At 71.6% G+C, this 24510-nt stretch carries 18 protein-coding genes; 14 read left to right on the plus strand and 4 right to left on the minus strand.

The window, feature by feature from the left end; genetic code table 11:
- Positions 1-49: 49 nt before the first annotated feature.
- The 4 genes from SSPS47_RS10260 (at position 50) to pepN (ending at position 6285) form a co-directional block, all read left to right on the plus strand.
- Entirely contained in the window at positions 50-1888 is a 1839-nt protein-coding gene (locus SSPS47_RS10260; RefSeq protein ID WP_164250445.1) for an acyl-CoA dehydrogenase, read from the plus strand.
- 154 nt (positions 1889-2042) lie between these two features.
- Complete coding sequence (locus tag SSPS47_RS10265; protein ID WP_239064835.1) at positions 2043-2705, plus strand: hemerythrin domain-containing protein; 663 nt, start codon at positions 2043-2045, stop codon at positions 2703-2705.
- Between the two features lie 139 nt (positions 2706-2844).
- On the plus strand, positions 2845-3507 hold the full coding sequence (locus SSPS47_RS10270; protein WP_164250446.1) for a DUF6875 domain-containing protein: 663 nt from the start codon (positions 2845-2847) through the stop codon (positions 3505-3507).
- A 207-nt stretch (positions 3508-3714) separates the two neighbouring features.
- A complete protein-coding gene (pepN, locus tag SSPS47_RS10275; RefSeq protein ID WP_164250448.1) occupies positions 3715-6285 on the plus strand; it encodes an aminopeptidase N in 2571 nt (856 codons plus the stop codon).
- 171 nt (positions 6286-6456) lie between these two features.
- Here the strand turns inward: pepN and SSPS47_RS10280 are convergent, their stop codons facing one another.
- Genes SSPS47_RS10280 through SSPS47_RS10290 form a run of 3 tightly spaced genes read right to left on the minus strand, consistent with a single transcriptional unit; the run spans position 6457 to position 9223 of the window.
- A complete protein-coding gene (locus tag SSPS47_RS10280) occupies positions 6457-6693 on the minus strand; it encodes a hypothetical protein (protein ID WP_147875322.1) in 237 nt (78 codons plus the stop codon).
- 58 nt (positions 6694-6751) lie between these two features.
- Positions 6752-8965 (minus strand): 4-alpha-glucanotransferase, encoded by a 2214-nt coding sequence (malQ, locus tag SSPS47_RS10285; protein WP_164250450.1) that lies wholly within the window; start codon positions 8963-8965, stop codon positions 6752-6754.
- The gene (locus SSPS47_RS10290) at positions 8966-9223 is read right to left on the minus strand and encodes a hypothetical protein (RefSeq protein ID WP_078077309.1); all 258 of its coding nucleotides are present in this window, start codon (positions 9221-9223) and stop codon (positions 8966-8968) included.
- 257 nt (positions 9224-9480) lie between these two features.
- Here SSPS47_RS10290 and SSPS47_RS10295 point away from each other — a divergent pair, with 257 nt between their 5' ends.
- Complete coding sequence (locus SSPS47_RS10295; protein WP_164250452.1) at positions 9481-12501, plus strand: beta-N-acetylglucosaminidase domain-containing protein; 3021 nt, start codon at positions 9481-9483, stop codon at positions 12499-12501.
- Positions 12502-12552: 51 nt separating this feature from the next.
- Here the strand turns inward: SSPS47_RS10295 and SSPS47_RS10300 are convergent, their stop codons facing one another.
- Complete coding sequence (locus SSPS47_RS10300; RefSeq protein ID WP_078077307.1) at positions 12553-13089, minus strand: HNH endonuclease; 537 nt, start codon at positions 13087-13089, stop codon at positions 12553-12555.
- A 290-nt stretch (positions 13090-13379) separates the two neighbouring features.
- Here SSPS47_RS10300 and SSPS47_RS10305 point away from each other — a divergent pair, with 290 nt between their 5' ends.
- The 9 genes from SSPS47_RS10305 to SSPS47_RS10345 all read left to right on the plus strand — a co-directional run bounded on the left by SSPS47_RS10305 (position 13380) and on the right by SSPS47_RS10345 (position 24398).
- The gene (locus SSPS47_RS10305) at positions 13380-14453 is read left to right on the plus strand and encodes a mechanosensitive ion channel family protein (protein WP_203557817.1); all 1074 of its coding nucleotides are present in this window, start codon (positions 13380-13382) and stop codon (positions 14451-14453) included.
- Between the two features lie 289 nt (positions 14454-14742).
- Positions 14743-15909, plus strand: a complete 1167-nt coding sequence (locus tag SSPS47_RS10310) for an ROK family transcriptional regulator (RefSeq protein WP_164254490.1) — start codon at positions 14743-14745, stop codon at positions 15907-15909.
- 140 nt (positions 15910-16049) lie between these two features.
- A complete protein-coding gene (locus SSPS47_RS10315) occupies positions 16050-17384 on the plus strand; it encodes an ABC transporter substrate-binding protein (RefSeq protein ID WP_164250454.1) in 1335 nt (444 codons plus the stop codon).
- A gap of 19 nt (positions 17385-17403) precedes the next feature.
- Positions 17404-18372, plus strand: coding sequence for a sugar ABC transporter permease (locus SSPS47_RS10320; RefSeq protein WP_164250455.1), 969 nt, complete (start codon positions 17404-17406; stop codon positions 18370-18372).
- Positions 18373-18374: 2 nt separating this feature from the next.
- The gene (locus tag SSPS47_RS10325; protein ID WP_164250457.1) at positions 18375-19283 is read left to right on the plus strand and encodes a carbohydrate ABC transporter permease; all 909 of its coding nucleotides are present in this window, start codon (positions 18375-18377) and stop codon (positions 19281-19283) included.
- A gap of 8 nt (positions 19284-19291) precedes the next feature.
- Positions 19292-20566 (plus strand): 6-phospho-beta-glucosidase, encoded by a 1275-nt coding sequence (locus SSPS47_RS10330; protein WP_164250459.1) that lies wholly within the window; start codon positions 19292-19294, stop codon positions 20564-20566.
- Complete coding sequence (locus SSPS47_RS10335; RefSeq protein ID WP_164250461.1) at positions 20563-21567, plus strand: BadF/BadG/BcrA/BcrD ATPase family protein; 1005 nt, start codon at positions 20563-20565, stop codon at positions 21565-21567. Before SSPS47_RS10330 ends, SSPS47_RS10335 begins: the two co-directional genes overlap by 4 nt.
- A 471-nt stretch (positions 21568-22038) precedes the next feature.
- On the plus strand, positions 22039-23310 hold the full coding sequence (locus SSPS47_RS10340) for a hypothetical protein (RefSeq protein WP_164254491.1): 1272 nt from the start codon (positions 22039-22041) through the stop codon (positions 23308-23310).
- Between the two features lie 11 nt (positions 23311-23321).
- Positions 23322-24398, plus strand: coding sequence for a glutamate ABC transporter substrate-binding protein (locus SSPS47_RS10345; protein WP_164250463.1), 1077 nt, complete (start codon positions 23322-23324; stop codon positions 24396-24398).
- Positions 24399-24510 lie beyond the last annotated feature (112 nt).

The following is a 24510-nucleotide window of genomic DNA, read 5'->3' on the forward strand; positions in this document are numbered from 1 at the left end:
TTCCGGCGCCGGATCGGCACATCTCACGAATGGAGCGGAGCAACCGGCCATGAGCCACTACAAGTCGAATCTGCGGGACCTGGAGTTCGTCCTCTTCGAGGTGCTGGGCCGCGCCGGGGCATACGGTCGGGGGGCGTTCGCCGCAACCGACCAGGAGACCGCGCGGGCCATGCTGGCCGAGGTCGAGCGCCTGGCCGTGCACCAACTGGCGGACGCCTCCGTGGCGGCGGACCGCACCCCGCCGGTCTACGATCCCGCGGCTCGCTCGGTCACGCTGCCCGACTCCTTCAAGCGCGCCTATCGGGCCTGGCTTCAGGGCGGCTGGCACCTGCTCGACCTGCCGGTGTCGCAGGGTGGGGCCGAGGTGCCGCCGTCGCTGCGCTGGGCGGTGGCGGAGCTGGCTCTGGGCGCCAACCCCGCGCTCTACCTCTATCAGGGGTTCGTCGGCTTCGCGCGAGTACTCGACCGCCTCGGCAACCAGGAGCAACGGCAGCTCGCCCGGGTGATGGCCGAACGGCAATGGGGCGGCACCATGGTGCTGACCGAACCCGAGGCGGGCAGTGACGTGGGCGCCTGCCGGACCAGGGCGCGGCGGCAACCCGACGGGAGCTGGCACCTGGAGGGGGTCAAGCGGTTCATCACCTCCGGCGAGCACGATCTGGCCGAGAACATCGTCCACTTCGTACTCGCCCGGCCGGACGGCCACGGTCCCGGAACCAAGGGACTGTCACTGTTCCTGGTGCCCAAGTTCCGGATCGCCGAGCCAGCGACCGGCCGGCTGGGGGCCCGCAACGGGGTCTACGCCACCGCGCTGGAGGACAAGATGGGCCTCAAGGCCTCGGCAACCTGTGAACTCACCTTCGGGGCCGAGGAGCCGGCGGTCGGCATGCTGCTCGGCGAGGAGCACGACGGCATCCGGCAGATGTTCCAGATCCTCGAGCAGGCCCGGATGATCGTCGGGACCAAGTCCGCGGCCACCTTGTCCTCCGGGTACCTCAACGCGGCCGCGTACGCGAAGGAGCGGGTGCAGGGCTCGGACTTGGCCGCCCTCGGCGACCGCTCCGCCCCCAAGGTGCCCATCATCCGGCACCCGGAGGTACGGCGCTCGCTGCTGCTCCAGAAGGGCTTCGCGGAGGGGCTGCGCGCCCTGGTCCTCTACACGGCGACCGTGCAGGACCGGATCGCGTCGGCGCTCGCCGAGGGGAGCACCGACGAGGAGGCGACGGCGCTCAACGACCTGCTCCTGCCCATCGTCAAGGGCTACAGCTCCGAGCGCGCCTGCGAGCAGCTCAACCACGCCCTGCAGATTCTGGGCGGAGCGGGCTACACGAAGGACTTTCCGCTGGAGCAGTACATCCGCGACACCAAGATCGACACCCTGTACGAGGGAACCACCGCCATCCAGGGGATGGACTTCTTCTTCCGCAAGGTCGCCCGGGACCAGGGCTCGGCCCTGCACGCCCTGCTCGCCGAGGTGGAGAAGGAGGCGCGCAACGAGACGGGTGGCGGCCTGGCGGCGGAGCGTGCGCTGCTCGCGGAAGCGGTGGCGCAACTGCGCGCGATGGCAGACGTCATGGGCACGTGGCTGCTCTGTTCGCTGGAGGAGCCGACGGCCGTCCACCAGGTGGGGTTGAACACCACACGGCTGCTGATGGCAACCGGCGACGTGCTGCTCGGCTGGCTGCTGCTCCGTCAGGCAACGGTGGCCGAGGAGAAGCTGGCGACGTATCAGGATGACCGGAACAGCGCCGAGCACGCGTTCTATCTGAGCAAGATAGCGACGGCCAGGTTTTTCGCACAGGAGGTGCTTCCGCTGCTCACCGCCCAACGCGCTCTCGCCGAACGTCAGGACAGCGTCCTGATGGAGCTGCCGGACGACGCCTGGTGACCACGTACCGGGCCCCGCGATCCATCGGCTCGCCACCCGCGAAGCGCCCGACCCCTCCAGGGCGTGTCTCACAGGTCCCGCCCTTCGGGCGGACGACGCCACTTCCGAAACACGCCCCAGGTCCCCTCATCGTCGCGCATGCAAGGAGCCGCTCGTGACCGAGTCCAACACCACCGTCCTCGCCCCGGGCCACCAGACGATGCTGCTGGCTCACCGCGCCATGGTGCGCGACCTTGAGCGCATCGGCCGCGCCGCCCGTGAACTGCCGGCGGTCAACGCTGAACGCACCGCCGCTCTGCGCGACTACGTGGGAAGGATCTTCCAGCTGATCGAGCACCACCACGAGGGCGAGGACGACTTCCTCTGGCCGAAGCTGCGCGAACGCGGCGCCGACGAGGAGGCGCTGGCCCTGATGACCGCCGAGCACGAGGAGCTCACCAAGGTCCTGCACACCTGGCACACGACGAGTCGGCGGCTCGGTACCGATGAGGCGGCCCCGGCTGAGCTGGCCACCCGGACGGACGAGCTGCGCGTGCAGCTCGCCAAGCACGCCGCCGACGAGGAACGCGAGCTGTCGGGGCGACTGGCCCCCGCCCTGGACGACAGGATCTGGAAGGGCTTCGCGAAGCACATGCGAAAGACGGCACCGGTCTGGACACTGCGGTTCATGCCGGCCTGGCTGCTGTCCGCGGCGGGTCCCGGAGAGCGCGACGGTGTGCCCGGCGCACCGGTCGGGCGGCTGTTCAGCGGCTGGCTGGAGAAGAACCGGCTCGCCGCCTTCGGTGAGCACTACCGAACACACCGGCCAGGGGACTGATCCACCGGCGCCCGGCTCCGGCGCGCCGGAAATGAATGAACGGCACAACCGAACAACTGAACCGCCCGGTCACCGAACACTTCCAACTCGTGTGACGCCGGGTGGCGGTTCAGCACATCCCGAATGAGAGGGAATATCTATGCAAGTACCAATATATTCCCCGCCCCCTGGGCAGAAGAGAGGGGACGCGACAGGCCCCCCACCGTCGGCGCTCCTCGAAGCGGGCCGCCGTTGGATCGAGGAGTTCATCACCCGACCGCACGAGGGCACGAACAGGGAGGGCGCGGTCTGCCCCTTCGTGGAACCCGCGACGAGGGCGGGGACCTTCCTGCTGAGGGAGTGGGAGGTCGATCCGGAGATCGACACCGAGGGCCTGGTGCAAGTGGTGCGCCGGATGGCCGAGACGTTCGAGACCATCCGCTGGGAGGGCCGTAACCGCACCCTGCACACGCTGGTGCTGGTGCTCTCGGGTCTGCCCGAGCGGCGCTTCCGTCTGCTCGACGAGGCGCACCGCCTGGTCAAGCCCGAGCTGGTGGACAGGGAGCTGATGGCCGCGCAGTTCCATCCGCACTGCGACGAACGGGCCGCCCGCAACCCTGAGTTCCAGGTGGCCCGGGCTCCGGTGCCGATGCTCGCCATGCGCCGGATGGCCTTCCACGACGTGCTCTTCCTCGACTCCGATCCCGAGTGGTTCGCCGCCTACGAGAAGCGGTACGGCACGCGGCACGAGCGGGGACCGGCCGTCGACCCGCTGTTCGCCGAGACGTACGCCGCGGCGCGGGACCGGTGGGACAGGGCCTGACCTCCCCGTCACCGCGCCCGCGGTTCCCCACCGCGCGATGATCCCGAGAACGAGCCGCCCCGAGTCCGGTTCGACCTCGCAGGCTCCGGTGTCGCGCGGTTCGTCGGGTACGGCGGGCCGGGTCACGCCCCCGAGCATCACGCCACCGGGCGGCGGGGTCCGCATGGAAGGATGGGCCAAAACGTAACGATCCGAGGAGCTGACCGGGTGCCTGGCACAAATCTGACCCGCGAGGAGGCGCAGCAGCGAGCGCGCCTCCTCACCGTGGACTCGTACGAGATCGACCTCGATCTCGGCGGCGCGCAGGAGGGCGGGACCTACCGGTCCGTCACGACCGTGCGCTTCGAGAGCGCGGACGCCGGGGCGGAGACCTTCATCGACCTGGTGGCGCCCGCCGTGCACGAGGTGGTGCTGAACGGCAAGGCGCTGGACGTGGCCGCGGTGTTCCGGGACTCGCGCATCGCGCTCCCGCATCTGCGGCAGGGCGCGAACGAGCTGACGGTGACCGCGGACTGCGAGTACACCAACACCGGTGAGGGTCTGCACCGGTTCGTCGACCCGGTCGACCAGCAGGCGTATCTGTACACGCAGTTCGAGGTGCCGGACGCGCGGCGCGTGTTCGCGTCGTTCGAGCAGCCGGACCTCAAGGCGACGTTCCGGTTCACCGTGACGGCCCCCGAGGGCTGGACCGTCATCTCGAACTCCCCGACGCCGGAGCCCGATTCGAACGTGTGGCGTTTCGAGCCGACGCCGCGGATCTCGACGTACATCACCGCGCTGATCGTCGGCCCGTACCACTCGGTGCACAGCGCGTACGACAAGGACGGCCGGTCGGTGCCGCTCGGTGTCTACTGCCGGCCCTCGCTGGCCGAGTACCTGGACGCGGACGCGATCTTCGAGGTCACCCGGCTCGGTTTCGACTGGTTCCAGGAGAAGTTCGACTACGCGTACCCGTTCGCCAAGTACGACCAGCTCTTCGTGCCCGAGTTCAACGCGGGCGCGATGGAGAACGCGGGCGCCGTCACCATCCGCGACCAGTACGTCTTCCGCTCGAAGGTGACGGACGCGGCGTACGAGACGCGCGCGGAGACGATCCTGCACGAGCTGGCGCACATGTGGTTCGGCGACCTGGTCACCATGGAGTGGTGGAACGACCTGTGGCTGAACGAGTCGTTCGCGACGTACACCTCGATCGCGTGCCTCGCGTACGCGCCCGAGTCGCGGTGGCCGCACTCGTGGACGACGTTCGCCAACTCCATGAAGACCTGGGCGTACCGGCAGGACCAGCTGCCCTCGACGCACCCGATCATGGCCGACATCACCGACCTGGACGACGTGCTCGTCAACTTCGACGGGATCACGTACGCGAAGGGTGCCTCCGTCCTCAAGCAGCTCGTCGCGTATGTCGGGCAGGACGAGTTCTTCCGGGGCGTGCAGGCGTACTTCAAGGCGCACGCGTACCAGAACACGCGCCTGTCCGATCTGCTGGGCGCGCTGGAGGAGACCTCCGGGCGTGATCTGAAGACCTGGTCGAAGGCGTGGCTGGAGACGGCCGGCATCAACATCCTGCGGCCGGAGATCGAGCTGGACGAGTCGGGGCACGTGGTCTCCCTCGCCGTACGGCAGGAGGCGCCCGCGCTGCCTCCGGGTGCCAAGGGCACGCCGGTGCTGCGCCCGCACCGCATCGCGATCGGCTGCTACGACCTGGACGCGCACGGCAAGCTGGTCCGTACGAGCCGGATCGAGCTGGACGTCGACGGCGAGCTGACCCAGGTGCCGTTCCCGCACAACACGCCGCGGCCCGCGGTGATCCTGCTCAACGACGACGACCTGTCGTACGCGAAGGTCCGCCTCGACGAGGAGTCGCTGCGGGTCGTCACCGCGCATCTCGGGGACTTCACCGAGTCGCTGCCGCGCGCGCTGAGCTGGGCGTCGGCGTGGGACATGACGCGTGACGGCGAGCTCGCCACCCGCGACTACCTGGCGCTGGTGCTGTCGGGCATCGCCAAGGAGACGGACATCGGCGTCGTGCAGTCGCTGCACCGCCAGGTGAAGCTCGCGCTGGACCTGTACGCGGCGCCGGAGTGGCGCGAGGCGGGGCTCTCGCAGTGGACGGAGGCGACGCTGGCGCATCTGCGCACCGCGGAGCCGGGCAGCGACCACCAGCTCGCGTGGGCGCGCGCCTTCGCTGCGACGGCCCGCACCCCGCAGCAACTGGACGTGCTCCAGGGACTGCTGGACGGTTCGGAGTCGGTCGGGGGCCTGGCCGTCGACACCGAGCTGCGCTGGGCGTTCGTCCAGCGGCTGGCGGCGGTCGGTCTGCACGACGAGGAGGAGATCGCCGCGGAGTACGAGCGCGACCGCACGGCGGCGGGCGAGCGGCACGCAGCGGCGGCACGCTCCGCGCGGCCGACCGCCGAGGCGAAGGCCGAGGCGTGGGCGTCGGTCGTGGAGTCCGACAAGCTCCCGAACGCGCTCCAGGAAGCGGTCATCGGCGGCTTCGTCCAGACGGACCAGCTCGAACTGCTGGCGCCGTACACGGAGAAGTACTTCGCGGCCGTCAAGGACGTGTGGGACTCGCGCAGCCACGAGATGGCCCAGCAGGTCGCGCTGGGCCTGTACCCGGCGCTCCAGGTCGCGCAGTCGACCCTGGACGCGACGGACAACTGGCTGGCGTCCGCCTCCCCGAACGCGTCGCTGCGCCGTCTGATGTCGGAGTCGCGCGCGGGCGTGGAGCGTGCGCTGCGCGCCCAGGCCGCTGACGGGGCGGCGGGGTGAGGACGCCCTGACGTCGAGTCGGGGGGCGGGGCCGGTCCTGTCGGGGCCGGCCCCGCCCCCTTCCCCGTACGGTCCCGTCCCACGCCGCCCGTGGAGCAGCGCCCGTGGGACACAGAGAGGCGCCGCGCGGCACAGGTGTGCCGCGCGGCGCCTCTCCGAGAGGGGAGGCCGTCAGACCTGCTGCTGCTTCCTCGACTTGTCGAGGACCATCACCAGTCCGGCGATCACCGCGAACAGCACCAGTGGTGCGGCCACGTACAGACCGAGGGTCTCCCCGATCGTCAGGCCGGGACCGGGGTCGTCACCGTCGTCGCGGGTCACGGCGAGCACGGGAGACGACATGAGCAGCATCATCAGCGTCGTTCCGGCCATCACGGCGCCGGCGCGCAGGGCGTTCTTCTTGTCCACGGTGCCAACGTAGCGAACGCGTGGGGCGGGCGCGCGGCCGGGGGTCCCGTACAAGGGGTCAAGTCCCGACAGAGGGGCGCAATACGCCCATCAGGTCGTGCAGCCGGGGCGCGGCGGCCAGTTCCTCCAGCGTCATCGGCCGGCCCGTCGCGTCGGCGACCGGCAGCCGCCAGTTGGGGTACTGGTCCCAGGTGCCCGGCAGATTCTGCGGCCTGCGGTCGCCCACGGCGTCGGGCAGCCAGACGCCGACCATCCGGGCCGGGGTGCGCAGCAGGAAGCGGTAGACCGCCCGGATCTGCTCCTCCTCGTCGCCTCCGTCCGGCGGCAGCAGACCGAGCCGGGCGAGCGTGCCCAGCCAGTCCGCGACCTCGGCGGACTCCTCGTGCTGCTCCTGCTCCAGCGGGCGGCCGAGCAGCCCGAGCCGGTGCCGCAGCTCCACGTGCTCGCCGGTCAGGCGCGCGGCGGTGGACGGCAGATCGTGGGTCGTGGCGGTCGCGACGCAGTCCTCGCGCCAGCTCACCGGGGCCAGCGCACGGCCGGTGCCCTCCCAGTCGCGCTCGAACCAGAGCACGGAGGTGCCGAGCACCCCGCGCCGGTGCAGCACCTCCCGTACGCCGGGCTCGACCGTGCCCAGGTCCTCCCCTATGACGACGGCGCCCGCGCGGTGCGCCTCCAGGACGAGCACGGCGAGCATCGCCTCGGCGTCGTAGCGCACGTATGTGCCCCGGGTGGGTTCGGCGCCCGCCGGGACCCACCAGAGCCGGAACAGGCCCATCACATGGTCGATCCGCAGCGCTCCGGCGTGTGTCAGCAGGCCGCGGAGCAGTCCTCGGTACGGCGCGTAGCCGGAGGCGGCGAGGACGTCGGGGCGCCAGGGCGGCAGCCCCCAGTCCTGGCCGTGGGCGTTGAAGGCGTCCGGCGGGGCGCCCACGGACATGCCCTCGGCGAACGCCTCCCGCTGCGCCCAGGCGTCGGCGCCGCCGGGATGAACGCCCACCGCGAGGTCGTGGACGACGCCGACGGCCATGCCCGCGTCACGGGCGGCGCGGCCCGCCGCGGCGAGTTGTTCGTCGGTGAGCCAGGCCAGCCAGCAGTGGAAGTCGACGCGGTCGAGCAGTTCGTGCCGGGCACGGCTCGTCTCGGCGGAGCGGGGGTCGCGCAGGCCCTGCGGCCAGTCGTGCCACTCGGAGCCGTGCACCTCGGCGAGTGCGCACCAGGTGGCGTGGTCCTCCAGGGCCTGACCCTGCTCGGCCAGGAAGTGGTTGTACGCGGCGCGGCGGCCGGGTCCGAGGGGCACCTCTCGGACGATGCCCAGGGCCTGGCGCTTGAGGTCCCACACGGCGTCGCGGTCGATCAGCGCGCCCTTGTCGAGGACCGCGGCGCGCAGTGCGGCGGCCTGCTCCAGCAGCCCGTCGAGCCGCGCGGTCCCGAGGCCCGTGACGTACGCGTACTCGGGGACGGCCTCGACCCGCAGATGGACGGGGTCGGGGAAGCGGCGCGAGGAGGGGCGGTACGGGGAGGGGTCGGTCGGGTCGCCGGGGACGGCGGCGTGCAGCGGGTTGATCTGGACGAATCCGGCGCCCAGTTCACGGCCGGACCAGGTGGCGAGTTCGGCGAGGTCTCCGAGGTCGCCCATGCCCCAGGAGCGCGCGGACAGCAGGGAGTAGAGCTGGACGAGGAAGCCGTGCGTACGGGACGGCGGCTGCGGCACCTCGCGCGGGGCGACGACGAGCACGGAGCCCGCCGTACGGCCGTCGGCGGCGACGGCGGCGAGCCGGTGCACCCCGAGGGGCAGATCGGGCCAGGAACGGCTCTCGGGGCCCGGGGCCGGTCGTTCGGAGGCGGTGTCGGGCGCCGATGCGGGGCCGTCCGCGGGCGGTGCGTCGGGCGACGGCCAGTCGACCGTGTCGCCCTGCTCGGTCTCCACCCGCAGGACGGTGCCGGGCGGCAGACCGGCGAGGGCCTGGGGAAGCGCGGGCGGCAGGACCGCTGCCGCGGGGACGGACCGGCCGGCGGGGTCCTCGGTGCCGCCGGATCCGACAGGGGTGGCCGGGGTGGTCCACACGACCACGGTGGGCGGCAGCAGGCGGCTCTCGGCCTCGGACTCGGCGCGGGTCAGCGCGGTGAGGACGGCCTCGTCCGTGGACGCGTCGACGCCGAGCGCGGCGAGCACCGCGACGACCGTCTCGTCGGGGACCGGGACGGTGACGCCGGGGCTGGGTGAGTGGACGGTGGCGACACCGTGCAGCGCCGCGAGCCTGGCCAGGCCCATTCAGACTCCTGAGAACTCCGTGCCACCGGCCGTACCGGGCGCGGTCGGCTCGCTGGTCAGTGGTGCGGCGTCGGCGAGCGGGGGCTCGCTGGTCAGCGGCGCCGCGTCGGCGAGGGGCGGTTCGCTGGTGAGCGGGCCCGGGATGTCGCTGGTCAGCGGCCCGGGCAGGGTGACGGCGAGGGGTTCCTCGCCCGCCGGGTCACCGGGAACCACCTGTTTGGAGAGGGCGGAGAGAAGCAACTGTGCGGATGCGGCCATGGCGGCGCCTCCAAATGACGGCTCGGACAACGGGACACAGCAGCCCTACCCAGTCGGCACGGCCGCAGACGTACTGTTGCGGTAAACGTGCCCCGGGTCACGATGCGTTCCCCGAGCGGGAGTTGATCTCCCTGCCTATCACGACGGTCAAATGAGGCATAACGGCCACGCGCATTGACACCCACACCCCGGGGTGGTGGGCTCGTCGCCGATCGACAGGACGGACCGGAACACGGGGGCCACGAGGGGAGCGGGGCGTGCGGCTCGGGCGCGGTAAACAGAGGGCGACAGCGGTCGCGGTCGCGGTGATCGGCGGACTCCTCGGCACGGCGCCCGGCGCGACGGCGGTTCCCGCCGATCCGGGGTCCCCGGTGACCACCACACCTGACGGTGAGGGGGAGTCGGCGCCGCCGGCCGTCTGGCCCCGTCCCCAGTCGCTCAAGTCGGGCGGCTCGGCCGTCGCCCTCGGTGACGAGGTCACCGTCGTCGCGCCGGGCGACGCGGACCCGTACGCCGTGGCGGCCCTGACGGACGCGCTGCGCGAGGCCGGGGTCCGTACGGTGCGTACGGCCGCCCCGCCCGCCTCGGGCCGCCCCTCGGACGTCTCCCAGCCCGGCACCGGCCCGGTCGTACTCGCGGGCGGCGGCGAGGCCCAGGACGCCCTCAGGGCCCTGCGGGCACCGGAGCGGGGCGACATCCCCTCCGGGGGCTACCGGATCGCCGTGGGCACCGTCGCGGGCCGCGGGACGGTCGCGCTCGACGGGGTCGGCGACGACGGCCTCTTCCACGCCGCGCAGACGCTGCGGCAGCTGATCGGCGGCGCACCCGGCCGGGCGAAGGTCCCCGGCGTCCTCGTGCGCGACTGGCCGGGCACCGCCGTTCGGGGAATGGCGGAGGGCTTCTACGGGGAGCCCTGGGGCCATCAGGAGCGGCTGGCGCAGCTGGACTTCATGGGGCGGACGAAGCAGAACCGCTACCTCTACGCGCCGGGCGACGACGCGTTCCGCCAGGCGCGCTGGCGCGAGCCGTACCCCGCCGCGCGGCGGGCGGAGTTCCGCGATCTGGCCGAGCGCGCGGCACGTAACCATGTGACGCTCGCGTGGGCCGTGGCTCCGGCCCAGGCGATGTGCATGTCCTCGCAGGACGACGTCAAGGCGCTCACCCGCAAGATCGACGCGATGTGGGCGCTGGGTGTGCGCGCCTTCCAGCTCCAGTTCCAGGACGTCAGCTACAGCGAGTGGCACTGCGAAGGGGACCGGGACGCCTTCGGTTCGGGTCCCGGGGCCGCCGCCAAGGCGCAGGCGCGTGTCGCGAACGCGGTGGCCGAGCACCTCGCGCGCCGGCACGCGGGCGCCGAGCCGCTGACCGTGATGCCCACGGAGTACTTCCAGGAGGGCGCGACCGAGTACCGCACGGCGCTCGCCGGGGACCTCGACCGGCGGGTCCAGGTGGCGTGGACGGGTGTCGGTGTCGTGCCGCGCACCATCACCGGACGCGAACTGGCCGGTGCGCGCGAGGCGTTCAAGCACCCCCTGGTCACGATGGACAACTACCCGGTCAACGACTACGAGCGGGGGCGTATCTTCCTCGGCCCCTACACGGGCCGTGAGCCCGCCGTCGCCGCCGGTTCGGCCGCGCTGCTCGCCAACGCGAGCGAGCAGCCGTCCGCGTCCCGCATCCCGCTGTTCACCGCCGCCGACTACGCCTGGAACCCGCGCGGCTATCGGCCGCAGGAGTCCTGGCAGGCGGCGATGGACGACCTCGCGGACGGCGACCCCGAGGCGCGCGAGGCGATCGGCGCGCTCGCCGGGAACCACTCCTCGTCGATCCTGGACCCCACCGAGTCGGCCTATCTGCGCCCTCTGTTGAAGGAGTTCTGGAGCACCCGTACGGACGCGGCGTCGGCGGCGGACCCGAAGGCCAGGGACCGGGCGGCGAGCAGGCTGAGGGCGGCCTTCACCGTGATGCGGCAGACGCCGGAGCGCCTGGCCGGCGCGGCGGAGGGCCGGCTGGACGAAGAAGTGCGGCCGTGGAGCGAGCAGTTGGCGCGGTACGGCCGGGCCGGTGAGCTGTCGGTCGACATGCTCCAGGCGCAGTCGCGGGGCGACGGCGACGCCGCCTGGCAGGCGGCGCTCGGCCTCGAACCGCTGCGCGAGGAGGCGGCGAAGAGCACGGTCACGGTCGGCGAGGGCGTGCTCGATCCGTTCCTCGACCGCGCGGCCAAGGAGTCGGCGGCCTGGACGGGCGCCGACCGCTCGGCGGGACCCGAGGCGCGCGCCACCCACAGCACCGACGCGTACACCGTCGGCGTGGGCCGCCCCCGCCCCGTCGGCGTGATCACGACCATGACGGAGCCGGGCACCGGCGACGGCGCCTCGGTGGAGGCGCACGTGCCCGGCGAGGGCTGGCGGCGGCTCGGCGCCGTCTCGGAGAGCGGCTGGACCCAGACGGACGCGAAGGGGCTGCGCGCCGACGCCGTACGGATCACCTGGCCCGTGGTGCCGGGCGCGAAGGCGCCGGAGGTGCGGCGGGTGGTGCCGTGGTTCACCGACGAGCCGCGGGTCCGGTTCGAACTCGCCCGGACCGTGACGGACGCCGAGATCGGCGGGAAACCCCGGACGGTCGAGGCGGAGCTGGAGGCGCAGCGCCCCGGTCCGGTCAGCGGCGCGCTGGCGGCGAAGGCCCCCGAAGGCATCGAGGTGACGGTGCCCGAGCGGGTGACGGTGCCGCGCGGTGTGCGGACGACCGTGCCGATCCGGGTCGGCGTCGCCGAGGACACCCCACCGGGGACCTACCGGGTGCCGCTGACGTTCGGCGGCGAGGAGCGCGTCCTGACGGTGCGGGCCTCGCCGCGTACGGGCGGACCGGACCTCCTGAGGACGCCGGCCGTCACCGCCTCGTCGTCCGGCGACGAGACCCCCGACTTCCCGGCGGCGGCGGCCGTGGACGGCGACCCCGCCACCCGCTGGTCGTCACCGGCCGAGGACGGCGCGTGGTGGCAGGCGGAGCTGGCGGAGCCGGTCCGGCTGGGCAAGGTCGTACTGAACTGGCAGGACGCCCACGCGAGCGGCTACCGGGTCCAGGTGTCGGCCGACGGGCGGGTGTGGCGCGACGCCGCGCGCGTGGAGGAGGGCCGGGGCGGGCGCGAGGAGGTCCGGATGGACGCGAAGGACACCCGCTTCATCCGGATCCAGGGCGAACGGCGCGCGACCCGGTTCGGTTACTCAATGTGGTCGGTGGAGGCGTACGCGGTGACGGAAGCGGCGCCGCCTCCGTAAAGAGGTGACGCCGTCACGGCCCCTGCGTCCAGCACGACAGAGGCCCGGATCCTAGGCAGAGATGCCGTCGATCCGGGCCACCGCGTCCTCGGCGCCGAAGGGTTGCAGATACGGCATCCAGCGCGGATCCCGGTGTCCGGTCCCGATGATCCGCCAGGCGAGTCCGGACGGCGGCGCGGGCTGGTGGCGCAGTCTCCACCCCAGCTCCCGCAGATGCCGGTCGGCCTTCACATGGTTGCAGCGGCGGCAGGCGGCCACCACGTTGTCCCAGACGTGCTTGCCGCCCCGGCTGCGCGGGATGACGTGGTCGACGCTGGTGGCGACACTGCCGCAGTACATGCAGCGCCCGCCGTCGCGGGCGAAGAGCGCGCGGCGGGTGAGTGGAACGGGCCCCCGGTAGGGGACCCGTACGAACCGCTTCAGCCGTACGACGCTGGGCGCGGCGACGACCTGGGTCTCGCTGTGCAGGAAGGCGCCGGATTCCTCCAGGCAGATGGCCTTGTTCTCCAGAACGAGGACGAGCGCGCGGCGGAGCGGTACGACGCCGAGCGGCTCGTACGACGCGTTGAGGACCAGGACATGTGGCACGGTGCCTCCAGTTGCGCCGGCGGCGCGTGGCTCGCGCCGGGACGATCTGTCTCAGTCTCCCCTCATGCCTGGTCCAAACGCCACCACGTCTTGGTAACGGGCTCGGAGTGTTTTCGCCCACACCCACCCCGCGGCCCCTGACCTGGCGTCTCCGCGCCCCCGCGCCTTCCTGGGACTTCGCCCGGCGCCGGCGCGTGAGGAGTGTCTCTCCCCCCGCGCACGGCGACGAAGGACTCGCGATGCCCCGTTAGTGTGGTTGGTCCCGCCCGTGTTTCCAGGAGGTTCCCGCCGTGTCCCTGTCCGCCGCGCCGGCCCCGGACCCGTCGTCCGGGCCCGCCACATTCGACGAGGCGGCGGAACGCGCCAACGACGCCGCCGGCTGGGTGGAGCAGAACTGGTCCACCTGGCTCAGCGTCGGCCTGCGCATCCTGCTGATCGTGGTGATCGCGCTCGTCCTGCGCCATGTGCTGCGGCGCACCATCACCAAGCTGATAGCCAGGATGAACCGCAGCGCCACGGCGGTCGAGGGCACGGCGCTCGGCGGCCTCCTGGTGAACGCGGAGCGGCGCCGGCAGCGTTCGGAGGCGATCGGATCAGTGCTCCGGTCGGTGACGTCGTTCGTGATCCTCGGTACGGCGGCGCTGATGGCGCTCGGGGCGCTGAACATCAATCTGGCCCCGCTGCTCGCGTCGGCGGGTGTCGCCGGTGTGGCCCTGGGCTTCGGCGCGCGCAACCTCGTCACCGACTTCCTCTCCGGGGTCTTCATGATCCTGGAGGACCAGTACGGCGTGGGCGACACCATCGACGCGGGCGTCGCGTCCGGCGAGGTCATCGAGGTCGGGCTGCGGGTGACCAAACTGCGCGGCGACGACGGCGAGATCTGGTACGTCCGCAACGGCGAGGTGAAGCGGATCGGCAACCTCAGCCAGGGCTGGGCCACGGCGGGTGTCGATGTGACGGTCCGGCCGACCGAGGACCTGGACCGGGTCCGCGAGGTCATCACCGCGGTCGCGGAGAAGATGGCGAAGGAGGACCCCTGGGCCGAGCGCCTGTGGGGCCCGGTCGAGATCCTCGGCCTGGACTCCGTGCTGCTCGAATCGATGACGGTGCGGGTGAGCGCGAAGACGATGCCGGGCAAGGCGCTGGGCGTGGAGCGCGAGCTGCGCTGGCGCATCAAGCAGGCGTTCGACGCGGCGGACATCCAGATCGTCGGCGGGCTGCCGCTGGCGGGCACGGAGGCGGCCGCGGCCGACCCGACGGCCGGTGTGGCGGCGCCGTCGGCCCTGGCGAGCCCCACGTCCCCGCAGTCTCTTGCGGCGTCGCCGATACCGCCCCAGTCCCCGAACCCCAACCTGACGAAGTAGGGCCGGGCGCCCGGCCACGGCACGAGGCACCTGCCCGAAGAGGCACCCGGTCGAAAACCCTTCGCACACGCGCCCCCGCAGGTAACGCTTTGGTTGCCTCGGGGGCGCTGCCCGTGAACGGGTATTGACTGCTCCCTGACGTGCGGCCTACTTTCCTCCCATCAAATAGGAAACTTTCCTAACAGTGTCGCGACACGACACCGGGGAGAGCCGTCGCCGAAGGGCAGGTGCACACGTCGTGAGCGATCCGTCCACGCCGTCCCCGGGCACACCGCGCGTTCTGCGCGCGATGAACGACCGTGCCGCGCTCGATCTGCTGCTGGCGCACGGCACCCTCTCCCGTACCCGGATCGGCAAACTGACCGGCCTCTCCAAGCCCACGGCCTCCCAGCTGCTGGCCCGTCTGGAGGCGGCCGGTCTCGTCGTCGCCACCGGCACCACGGAGGGGCGGCCGGGGCCCAACGCGCAGCTGTACGCGGTGAACGCGGGCGCCGCCCACGCCGCCGGGCTCGACGTGAACCCGCAGCGCATCCTCGCCGCCGTCGCGGACATCACCGGCGCCACCGTCGGCCGGTTCGAACTGCCCACACCGGGACGCCGGCCGGCGGACGGTGTCGTGACCCAGGTGACCGACGCGCTGGAGGGAGCCGTGAAGGCCGCCGGACTGGCGCGCGGCGACGTGCACCGCGTCGTCATCGGTACGCCTGGCGCCTTCGACCCGTCCACCGGGCGTCTGCGGTACGCCTCGCACCTGCCCGGCTGGCACTCCCCCGCACTGCTCGACGAGCTGGCCGCCGCCCTGCCGATGCCCGTCGAGTACGAGAACGACGTGAACCTCGCCGCGGTCGCCGAACAGCGGCTGGGAGCGGCCCGCGGCCACGACGACTTCGTCCTCCTGTGGAACCAGGAAGGTCTCGGCGCCTCCCTCGTCATCGGCGGGCGGCTGCACCGCGGTTTCACCGGGGGCGCCGGCGAGGTCGGCTTCCTCCCGGTGCCGGGCACCCCTCTGGTACGCCAGGTCGTCAAGGCCAACAGCGGCGGCTTCCAGGAGCTGGCGGGCGCCCAGTCCGTACCGCGCCTGGCCCGTACCCTCGGCATCGAGACGCCGGAGCAGCCGTACGCGGACGTCGCCGCCGCCCTCCTCACGAAGGCCGCCGCCGGACACGAGGAGGACCCTCGGCTGGCGGAGCTGCTGCGCCTGTTCGCGCAGCGGCTCGCCACCGGTCTGGCCTCCGTGACCGCGGTGCTCGACCCCGAACTCATCGTCCTCGCGGGCGGGGTGACCGCCGCCGGCGGCGAACCGCTGCGCGCGCTCGTCCAGGCGGAGCTCGCCGAACTGGCCGCCTCCAGGCCCCGGCTGGTCGTCGGAGAGGTACGGGAACACCCCGTGCTGCGGGGTGCGCTGGAGAGCGCCCTCGCGACCACCCGCGACGAGGTCTTCGACACCTCCCGCTGATCCGCCCGCCCGCCGCCCCGCCCCCTCGGCCCGCCCGACCGGCCCCCTCAAGACCCCCAGACCGCCCCAAGGCCCCCTCAGCCCCCCTCAAGGCCCCACCACATCCCTTTCAGGACCCGACCGACACCGGGAGTTCCGTCATGCCCAGAAACCGCCGTCTGACCGCTTCCGCCGTCGCGGTCGCCGCGCTGTCCGTCCTCACCGCCGCGTGTACCGGGCAGTCCGGCAACTCCGCCTCGGACGATCCGAACGCCAAGACCACGATCACCTTCTGGCACGGCTGGAGCGCGCCCTCCGAGGTGAAGGCGATCAAGGACAACATCGGCCGCTTCGAGGACGCCCACCCCAACATCAAGGTCAACGTCGTCGGCAACATCAACGACGACAAGCTCAACCAGGCGCTGCGCGCGGGCGGTTCGAAGGGCCCGGACGTCGTGTCGTCCTTCACCACCTCCAACGTGGGCAAGTTCTGCTCGTCCGGCGCCTTCGCCGACCTCGCCCCCTTCATAAAGAAGGACGAGATAGACCTGGCGAAGACGTTCCCGAAGGTGCTGCTCCAGTACACCGAGTTCGAGGGCGACCGCTGCGCGCTGCCGCTGCTCAGTGACGCGTACGGGCTGTACTACAACAAGGACGCCTTCAAGGAGGCGGGCATCACGGCCCCGCCGAAGACGATGTCCGAGCTGGCCACCGTCGCGAAGAAGCTCACGAAGCCCAAGGGCGACAGCTACGAGCAGGTCGGCATGATGCCGACCTACCACGGCTACGAGACGGTCGTCGACCACTACATGTCGAGCTGGGACCACGCGTACTTCGACGAGGACGGCAAGTCCAGCATCGCCAAGGACCCGGCCTTCGCCGAGATGTTCACGTACCAGAAGAAGCTGGTGGAGGACCTCGGCGGCTTCGGCAAGCTGGAGAAGTTCCGCTCGACCTTCGGTGACGAGTGGGGCGCCAAGCACCCCTTCCACACCGGCCAGGTCGCGATGCAGCTCGACGGCGAGTGGCGGCTCGGCATGGCCGAGGACGCGGGCGTCGACTTCGAGATCGGCGTGGCGCCCATGCCCGTCGCCGACGACGAGGCCGACAGCTACGGCAAGGGCTTCCTCTCCGGCACGATCATGGGCATCGCGCCGCAGAGCGAGAAGCAGAACGCCGCGTGGGAGCTGGTGAAGTACATGACCACCGACACGAAGGCGGTCGTGGAGTTCGCCAACGGCATCCGCAACGTGCCCTCCACGTTCGCCGCGCTCAAGTCGCCCGACCTGAAGTTCGACCCCCGCTTCAAGACGTTCCTCGACATCGCGCAGCACCCGAAGTCCAGCACCCCCGACGGCGCGATCAACGGCGCGACGTACCAGACGACGCTCCAGGACTTCGGCTACCAGTACGAGAAGGGCTCCGTGAAGGACCTCCGGAAGGGCCTGGAAGAGACCGCGAAGCAGATCGACCGCGACATCGAGCAGGCCAAGTAGCGGGCGGGGAAGCCGACTGATGTCCAGCAACACGCTCCGTCCGCAGCGCCCCGGCGGCGGCCTCGCGGCGAAGCGCAGGAGACGGGCGCTGCGGACGGTGGCGTTCATGTCGCCCTGGCTGATCGGGTTCACGGTCTTCTTCGCGTATCCGCTCGCGTCGACCGTGTACTTCTCCTTCATGAAGTACGACGGTTTCAACTCCCCCGTCTGGAACGGGCTCGGGAACTGGAGTTACGTCTTCGGTGACTACCCGATGTTCTGGCCGTCGCTGCGCAACACCCTGTGGCTGGTGCTGGTGATGGTCACCTGCCGGGTCGTGTTCGGTCTCGGCGTCGGCATGCTGATCACAAAGATCAAGACGGGCACGGGGGTCTTCCGGACCCTGTTCTACCTGCCGTACCTGGCGCCGCCCGTCGCGGCCACGCTCGCCTTCGTGTTCCTCCTCAACCCCGGTACGGGGCCGGTCAACACGATCCTCGGCGACCTCGGACTGCCCACTCCGGGCTGGTTCAACGACGCCTCCTGGTCCAAGCCGGCGCTCACGGTGCTCGCCGTCTGGGGCATCGGTGATCTGATGGTCATCTTCATGGCCGCGCTGCTCGACGTACCGAAGGAGCAGTACGAGGCGGCAGAGCTGGACGGCGCGTCGTCCTGGCACCGCTTCCGCTACGTGACGCTGCCGAACATCTCGCCCATCGTGCTGTTCGCCGTGGTCACCGGGGTGATCCAGGCGATGCAGTACTACACACAGCCACTGGTCGCGGGCAAGGTCGCCTCCGGTGTGATCGGCGGCTCCGGCCAGCAGTTCGAGCCCGGCTACCCGGACAAGTCGACGCTGACCCTGCCGCAGCTCGTCTACAACCTCGGCTTCCAGCGCTTCGACTACGGCGCGGCCTGCGTCGTCGCGCTCGTGCTGTTCGCCCTGGCGATGGTCTTCACCGCGTTCCTGATGCGGCGTCGCGGCGGACTGATCGGAACGGGTGACTGACCATGCCCCCTCAACTGCTCGACGCGCCCGGCCGGCCCGTGCGGCCGGCGGACGACACGCGCACACCGGCGGCCCGTACCGCGCGCCGCAGGGCGGTGCTGCACTGGATCGCCGTGCACGCGCTCGGTGTCGCGGCGGCGCTGTTCTTCGTGCTGCCTTTCGTCTTCCTCTTCCTCACCTCGGTGATGAGCGACCAGCAGGCGCTCACCCGCGACCTCACCCCGAACAGCTGGGAGTGGGGCAACTACACCAAGGTCTTCGACACGCCGGGCTTTCTGACCTGGTGGAAGAACACCCTGCTCTACGCGGGGCCGGGGACCGTCCTCTCGGTCGCCTCCTCGATCCCCGTGGCGTACGCGCTGGCCAAGTTCCGCTTCCGCGGGCGGCAGTTGTCGCTGATGCTCGTCATCTCGATGATGATGCTGCCACCGCAGGTCGTCATCATCCCGATGTATCTGTTCTGGGCGAAGCAGCTGGACCTGTCGGGCACGCTCTGGCCGCTGATCATCCCGATGGCGTTCGGCGACGCGTTCTCCATCTTCCTGCTGAGGCAGTTCCTGCTGACGATCCCGGACGAGTACCTGGACGCGGCCCGCGTCGACGGCTGCGGCGAGTTCCGTACCCTGATCAGGGTCGTCCTGCCGATGGCGAAGCCGGGCATCGCCGCGGTGGCGCTGTTCCAGTTCTTCTACGCGTGGAACGACTACTTCGGTCCACAGATCTACGCGTCGGAGAATCCGGCCGCCTGGACGCTCAGTTACGGGCTGGAGTCCTTCAAGGGCGCGCACCACACCGACTGGAACCTGACCATGGCCGCGACCGTACTGGTCATGGCCCCCGTGATCCTCGTCTTCTTCTTCGCGCAGAAGGCCTTCGTCGAGGGCGTCACACTGACCGGAGTGAAGGGCTAGCAACACACATGAAACTCGCAGTAGTGGGTGGCGGGTCCACCTATACACCTGAGTTGATCGACGGCTTCGCCCGGTTGAGGGACACCCTCCCGATCAGTGAGCTCACGCTCGTCGACCCGGCGGCCGGCCGGCTGGAGCTGGTGGGCGGTCTCGCGCGGCGGATCTTCGCCAAGCAGGGGCACCCCGGCACGATCGTCACGACGTCCGACCTGGACGCGGGCATCGCAGGCGCCGACGCCGTCCTGCTCCAACTGCGCGTCGGCGGACAGGCCGCGCGCCTGGGCGACGAGACGTGGCCGCTGGAGTGCGGCTGTGTCGGCCAGGAGACGACGGGCGCCGGCGGTCTCGCCAAGGCGCTGCGTACGGTCCCGGTCGTGCTGGACATCGCCGAGCGGGTACGGCGCGCCAACCCGGACGCGTGGATCATCGACTTCACCAACCCGGTGGGCATCGTGACGCGCGCCCTGCTCCAGGCCGGACACAAGGCGATCGGGCTGTGCAACGTCGCGATCGGCTTCCAGCGGAAGTTCGCGAAGCTGCTGGACGTCGCCCCCTCGGCCGTCCATCTGGAGCACATCGGGCTCAACCATCTGACCTGGGAGCGGAGCGTACGGCTCGGCGGCCCCGACGGTGAGAACGTGCTGCCCAAGCTGATCGCCGAGCACGGCGACGCGATCGCGGACGACCTGCGGCTGCCGCGCCGGGTGCTCGACACCCTCGGCGTGGTGCCCTCCTACTACCTGCGCTACTTCTACGCGCACGACGAGGTCGTCCGGGAGCTGGGCACCAAGCCGTCACGGGCCGCGGAAGTGGCCGAGATGGAGGCGCGGTTGCTGGAGATGTACGGGGATCCGGCGCTGGACGAGAAGCCCGAGCTGCTGGCCAAGCGCGGCGGCGCCTTCTACAGCGAGGCCGCGGTCGATCTGGCCGCCTCGCTGCTGGGTGACGCGGGCCGCGGCGGCAGCCCGGTCCAGGTCGTCAACACCTACAACAACGGCACCCTGCCCTTCCTCGCCGACGACGCGGTGATCGAGGTACAGGCGAGGATCGATTCCTCCGGGGCGACGCCGCTGGCCGTGGCCGAGGTCGACCCGCTGTACGCGGGGCTGATCGCGAACGTGACCGCGTACGAGGACCTGGCGCTCCACGCCGCACTGCACGGTGGCCGCGACCGTGTCTACAAGGCGCTGCTGTCCCACCCGTTGATCGGTCAGTACGAGTACGCCGAGGGCCTCACCGACCGACTGATCGCGCACAACCGGGAGCACCTCGCGTGGGCATGAGCCGGACCGAGCCGGCGGCGGGACGCGGGAGCGTCCTGGCCGTCGACGCCGGGAACAGCAAGACCGATGTGACCGTGATCGGTGCGGACGGGTATGTGCTCGGCGCGGCGCGCGGCGGCGGCTTCCAGCCGCCGGTCGTGGGCGTGGAGCCGGCGATCGACCGGCTCGCCGCGATCGTCGCCGACGCGGCGGCCGACGCCGGCCTCCGTACGGAGGGCATCGCCGGGCATGTCTCCGCGTGTCTGGCCAACGCCGATCTCCCGGTGGAGGAGCGGGAGTTGGCGGCGGCGGTGCAGCGGCGCGGCTGGGGCCGCACCACGGAGGTGCGCAACGACACCTTCGCGATACTGCGTGCCGGGCTGCCCGGCGGCGCCGAACCGCGCGGAGTCGCCGTGGTGTGCGGCGCGGGCATCAACTGCGTGGGCATGCTGCCGGACGGGCGTACGGCGCGCTTCCCCGCGATCGGCCGGATCTCCGGCGACTGGGGCGGTGGCTCCGGGCTCTCCGAGGAGGCGCTGTGGTTCGCGGCGCGCGCCGAGGACGGTCGGGGCGAGCCGACGGAACTGATGCGTACGGTGCCGGCGCACTTCGGCCTCGGCTCGGTGTACGCGCTGATCGAGGCGCTGCATCTGGGGCACGTCCCGTACGGGCGCAGGCACGAGCTGACGCCGGTCCTCTTCGCGACGGCCGCGGCGGGCGACGCGGTGGCCCGGTCGGTGGTCGACCGGCTCGCCACCGAGGTCGTGGCGCTGGCGGGGGTGGCGCTGGAGCGGCTGGGGCTGCTCGACGAGGAGGTGCCGGTGCTGCTGGGCGGCAGTGTGCTGGCGGCCCGTCACCCGCAACTGGACGAGGGGATCGGGGAACTGCTCGCGGCCCGTGCGCCGAAGGCGGTGGTGGCAGTGGTGACAGCGCCGCCGGTGCTGGGTGCCGGGCTGCTGGGGCTGGATCACACCGGCGCCGCGCCCCCGGCGCACGCCAGGCTGCGCGCGCACTACGCCTGACGCGCTCGTACCGCCGGGCACCCGCACGAACGCGGGTGCCCGGCGTCGGCGTGTACCGGGCCCGCGCCGGGCGCGAACCGGGCGTGTGCCAGGCGTGTACCGGGCGCGGCCACCCTCCGGGCCCGTGATCGAACCCTCACGTTCGGGAACCGATCACGGGTTCCTGACGTATTCAATGGGGGGAGCACGCCGGGGAGATCGTGTTCCGTCGGCGGGCTCCGTCCGCACAAGATCCAGTCAAGGCCTGTGTGGAAGCCGGTCCCTGCGGCCATACTGCTGGCCGGGAGTCGTCCCACGGTCCGCCGAAGAGCGCGACGCCGTCGACAGGACCTAGGGGGAGGTCAAGTGACATACCCGCCGAATGTGCGCTCAGCGCCTGTTCCGGCACCGCCGCACGCGCCCGCGCCGTCGGCTCCGCCACCGGAGCCACCACCCGCGCGCCACGGCGCGTGGGCCGAGGGCAAGGAGCGCCTGCGCGCGGCGGCGACGACGGAGCCGGGCCGGCTCCAGATCATCGGTGCCCTGCTGGCCCTGCTGGTCGTGGTGTTCGGAGCGGTGACGGCCTTCGAGGTCGGTGACCGGTCCGTCGCCGCGGACGACGTCGTCGACCGCAGCCAGCCGCTGAGCGCGGACGCGGCGAACATCTACCGCTCGCTGGCCGGCGCCGACACGGCCGCCGCGAGCGGCTTCCTGGCGGGCGCGCAGGAACCGCCGAAGGTGCAGCAGCTCTACAAGGACGACATAGAGACCGCGTCCCTGCTGCTGGTCAAGGCCGCGGCGAACACGGAGGGTTCCAGTGAGTCCCGCAGCCAGATCGCCACGCTCAACGAACAACTCCCGCTCTACACGGGTCTGATCGAGCGCGCCCGGGCCAACAACCGCCAGGGCCTGCCGCTGGGCGGCGCCTATCTGCGCTATGCCAACCAGAAGATGACGAAGGAGATCCTCCCGGCGGCCGAGAAGCTGTACGCGTCGGAGACCGCGCAGCTCGACCGGGACCAGGGGGACGCGCGGGCGTGGCCGTTGCTGTCCCTGGCCACCGGTGTCGTGGCGCTGGGTGTGCTGGCCTGGGCGCAGCGGCGCAACTACCACCGGACGAACAGGGTGTTCAACCACGGTCTGCTGGCGGCGACGGCCGCGGCGACGGTCGTGCTGCTGTGGCTGGCGGTGGGCCACACGGTGGCGCGTACGCAGCTCGACGACGCGAGCGCGCACGGCCAGGCGTCGCTGACGGTCCTCAACGACGCCCGGATCAGCTCGCTGAAGGCGCGTGCGAACGAGAACCTGACGCTGGTCGCACGCGGCGCCGTCCTGACGAAGGACGGCAGCGACCGGTACGAGACGGACCACCAGGCCGACATGAAGGGGCTCGGTGCCGCGCTGGAGAAGGCGCGGAAGCTCGCCGACGACAGCGCGGGCTCCGAGCCGGTCGGCGTCGCCCGCACGGCGGCCACCGAGTGGCAGAAGCTGCACAAGTCGGCGAACGACACCGACAAGGCCGGTGACTACGAGGGCGCGCTGGCGAAGGTCATCGGCGACAAGGACTCGACGGGCGAGTCGTTCGACCGGGTGGACGACGCGCTGGCGAAGGCGATCGGCCACGAGCAGCGGGAGTTCACCGACGCCGCCGATTCCGGCCGGGACGCGCTGACGGGCCTGTCGATCGGGGCCGTCGTACTGGCCCTGCTCGGCGCGGTGGGCGCGATCCTGGGTATCAACCGCAGGCTTTCGGAGTACCGGTGACAGGGGGAGGAATGACAGCCGACACCACGGAGCCGACGGGCACGGACGGGCCGCGCGAGCCGTACCGGCCGCAGAGGACCGACCGTCGCCCGGCCGCCCGCCGTACGGGAGTCACGGTCGCCGCCGCCCTCGCGCTGACGGCGACGCTCGCCCTCCTTCCGCTGTCACGCGACAGCCGGACCGGCGAGGGCGGGGAGCCGCGGCAGGTCACGGCCGAGGCCGCGCCCGCCGCCGCCGAGGCGCCGGACTGCGAGGAGCCGGAGCGCAGTCTGCGGCCCGACGACGCGGACGGACCGGCCGTCGAACGCATCAGGGCCCGGGGCAAACTGGTCGTCGGCATCGACCAGAACAGCTTCAGCTGGGGCTACCGCAACCCCGCCACCGGCACCATCGAGGGCTTCGACATCGACCTCGCGCGGGAGATCGCCAAGGACATCCTCGGCTCCCCCGACGACATCATCTTCCGCGCCATCCCCACCAATCTGCGTGAACAGTCCCTGGAGAACGGCACGGTCGACCTGGTCGTACGGACCATGACGATCAACTGCAAGCGGCTCGAAAAGGTCTCCTTCTCCACCGCCTACTTCCAGGCCGGCCAGCAGGTGCTCGTGCCCAAGGGGTCGGACATCACGGGTTACGACGAGTCGCTGTCCGGCAAGCGCGTCTGTTCGGCGTCGGGCTCGACGGCGTACGACGCGCTGGTGGAGCAGTCGTACGGCGCGATCTTCAAGGACAGGCACGACGGGACCGAGCAGGACGAGGACAAGCTGACGGTGTCGAACCAGCTGGACTGCCTGGTGCGGCTCCAGATGGGCGAGGTCGACGCGGTCGTCACCGACAACGCCCTCGCGGCCGGCCAGGCGGCGCAGGACCCGGCGGTCGAGCTGGTGGGCGAGCCGTTCACCGAGGAGTACTACGGCGTCGCGGCCAAGCTCGGCAGCGACGACCTGGTGCGCCGGGTCAACCAGGTCCTGGAGGACTACCGGGCGGGCGGCGCCGGCAGCCTCTGGATGCGTTCGTACAACCAGTGGCTGAAGGACGGTCTGCCAGGCATAACCGCGGCCCCGAAGGCCAAGTACAAGGATTGAGGAACGAGGTCGGGGACCGGGCATCCGGGCACCGACGCCGCGAAGAGGCGGTATCAGAACGGAAGATCGGGCACGGCACCGGGCAACGGCGCCGGCGGTCAGGGCAGAGCGG

Origin of the sequence: Streptomyces sp. S4.7 (assembly GCF_010384365.1) — a bacterium.
Classification (GTDB): Bacteria; Actinomycetota; Actinomycetes; order Streptomycetales; family Streptomycetaceae; genus Streptomyces.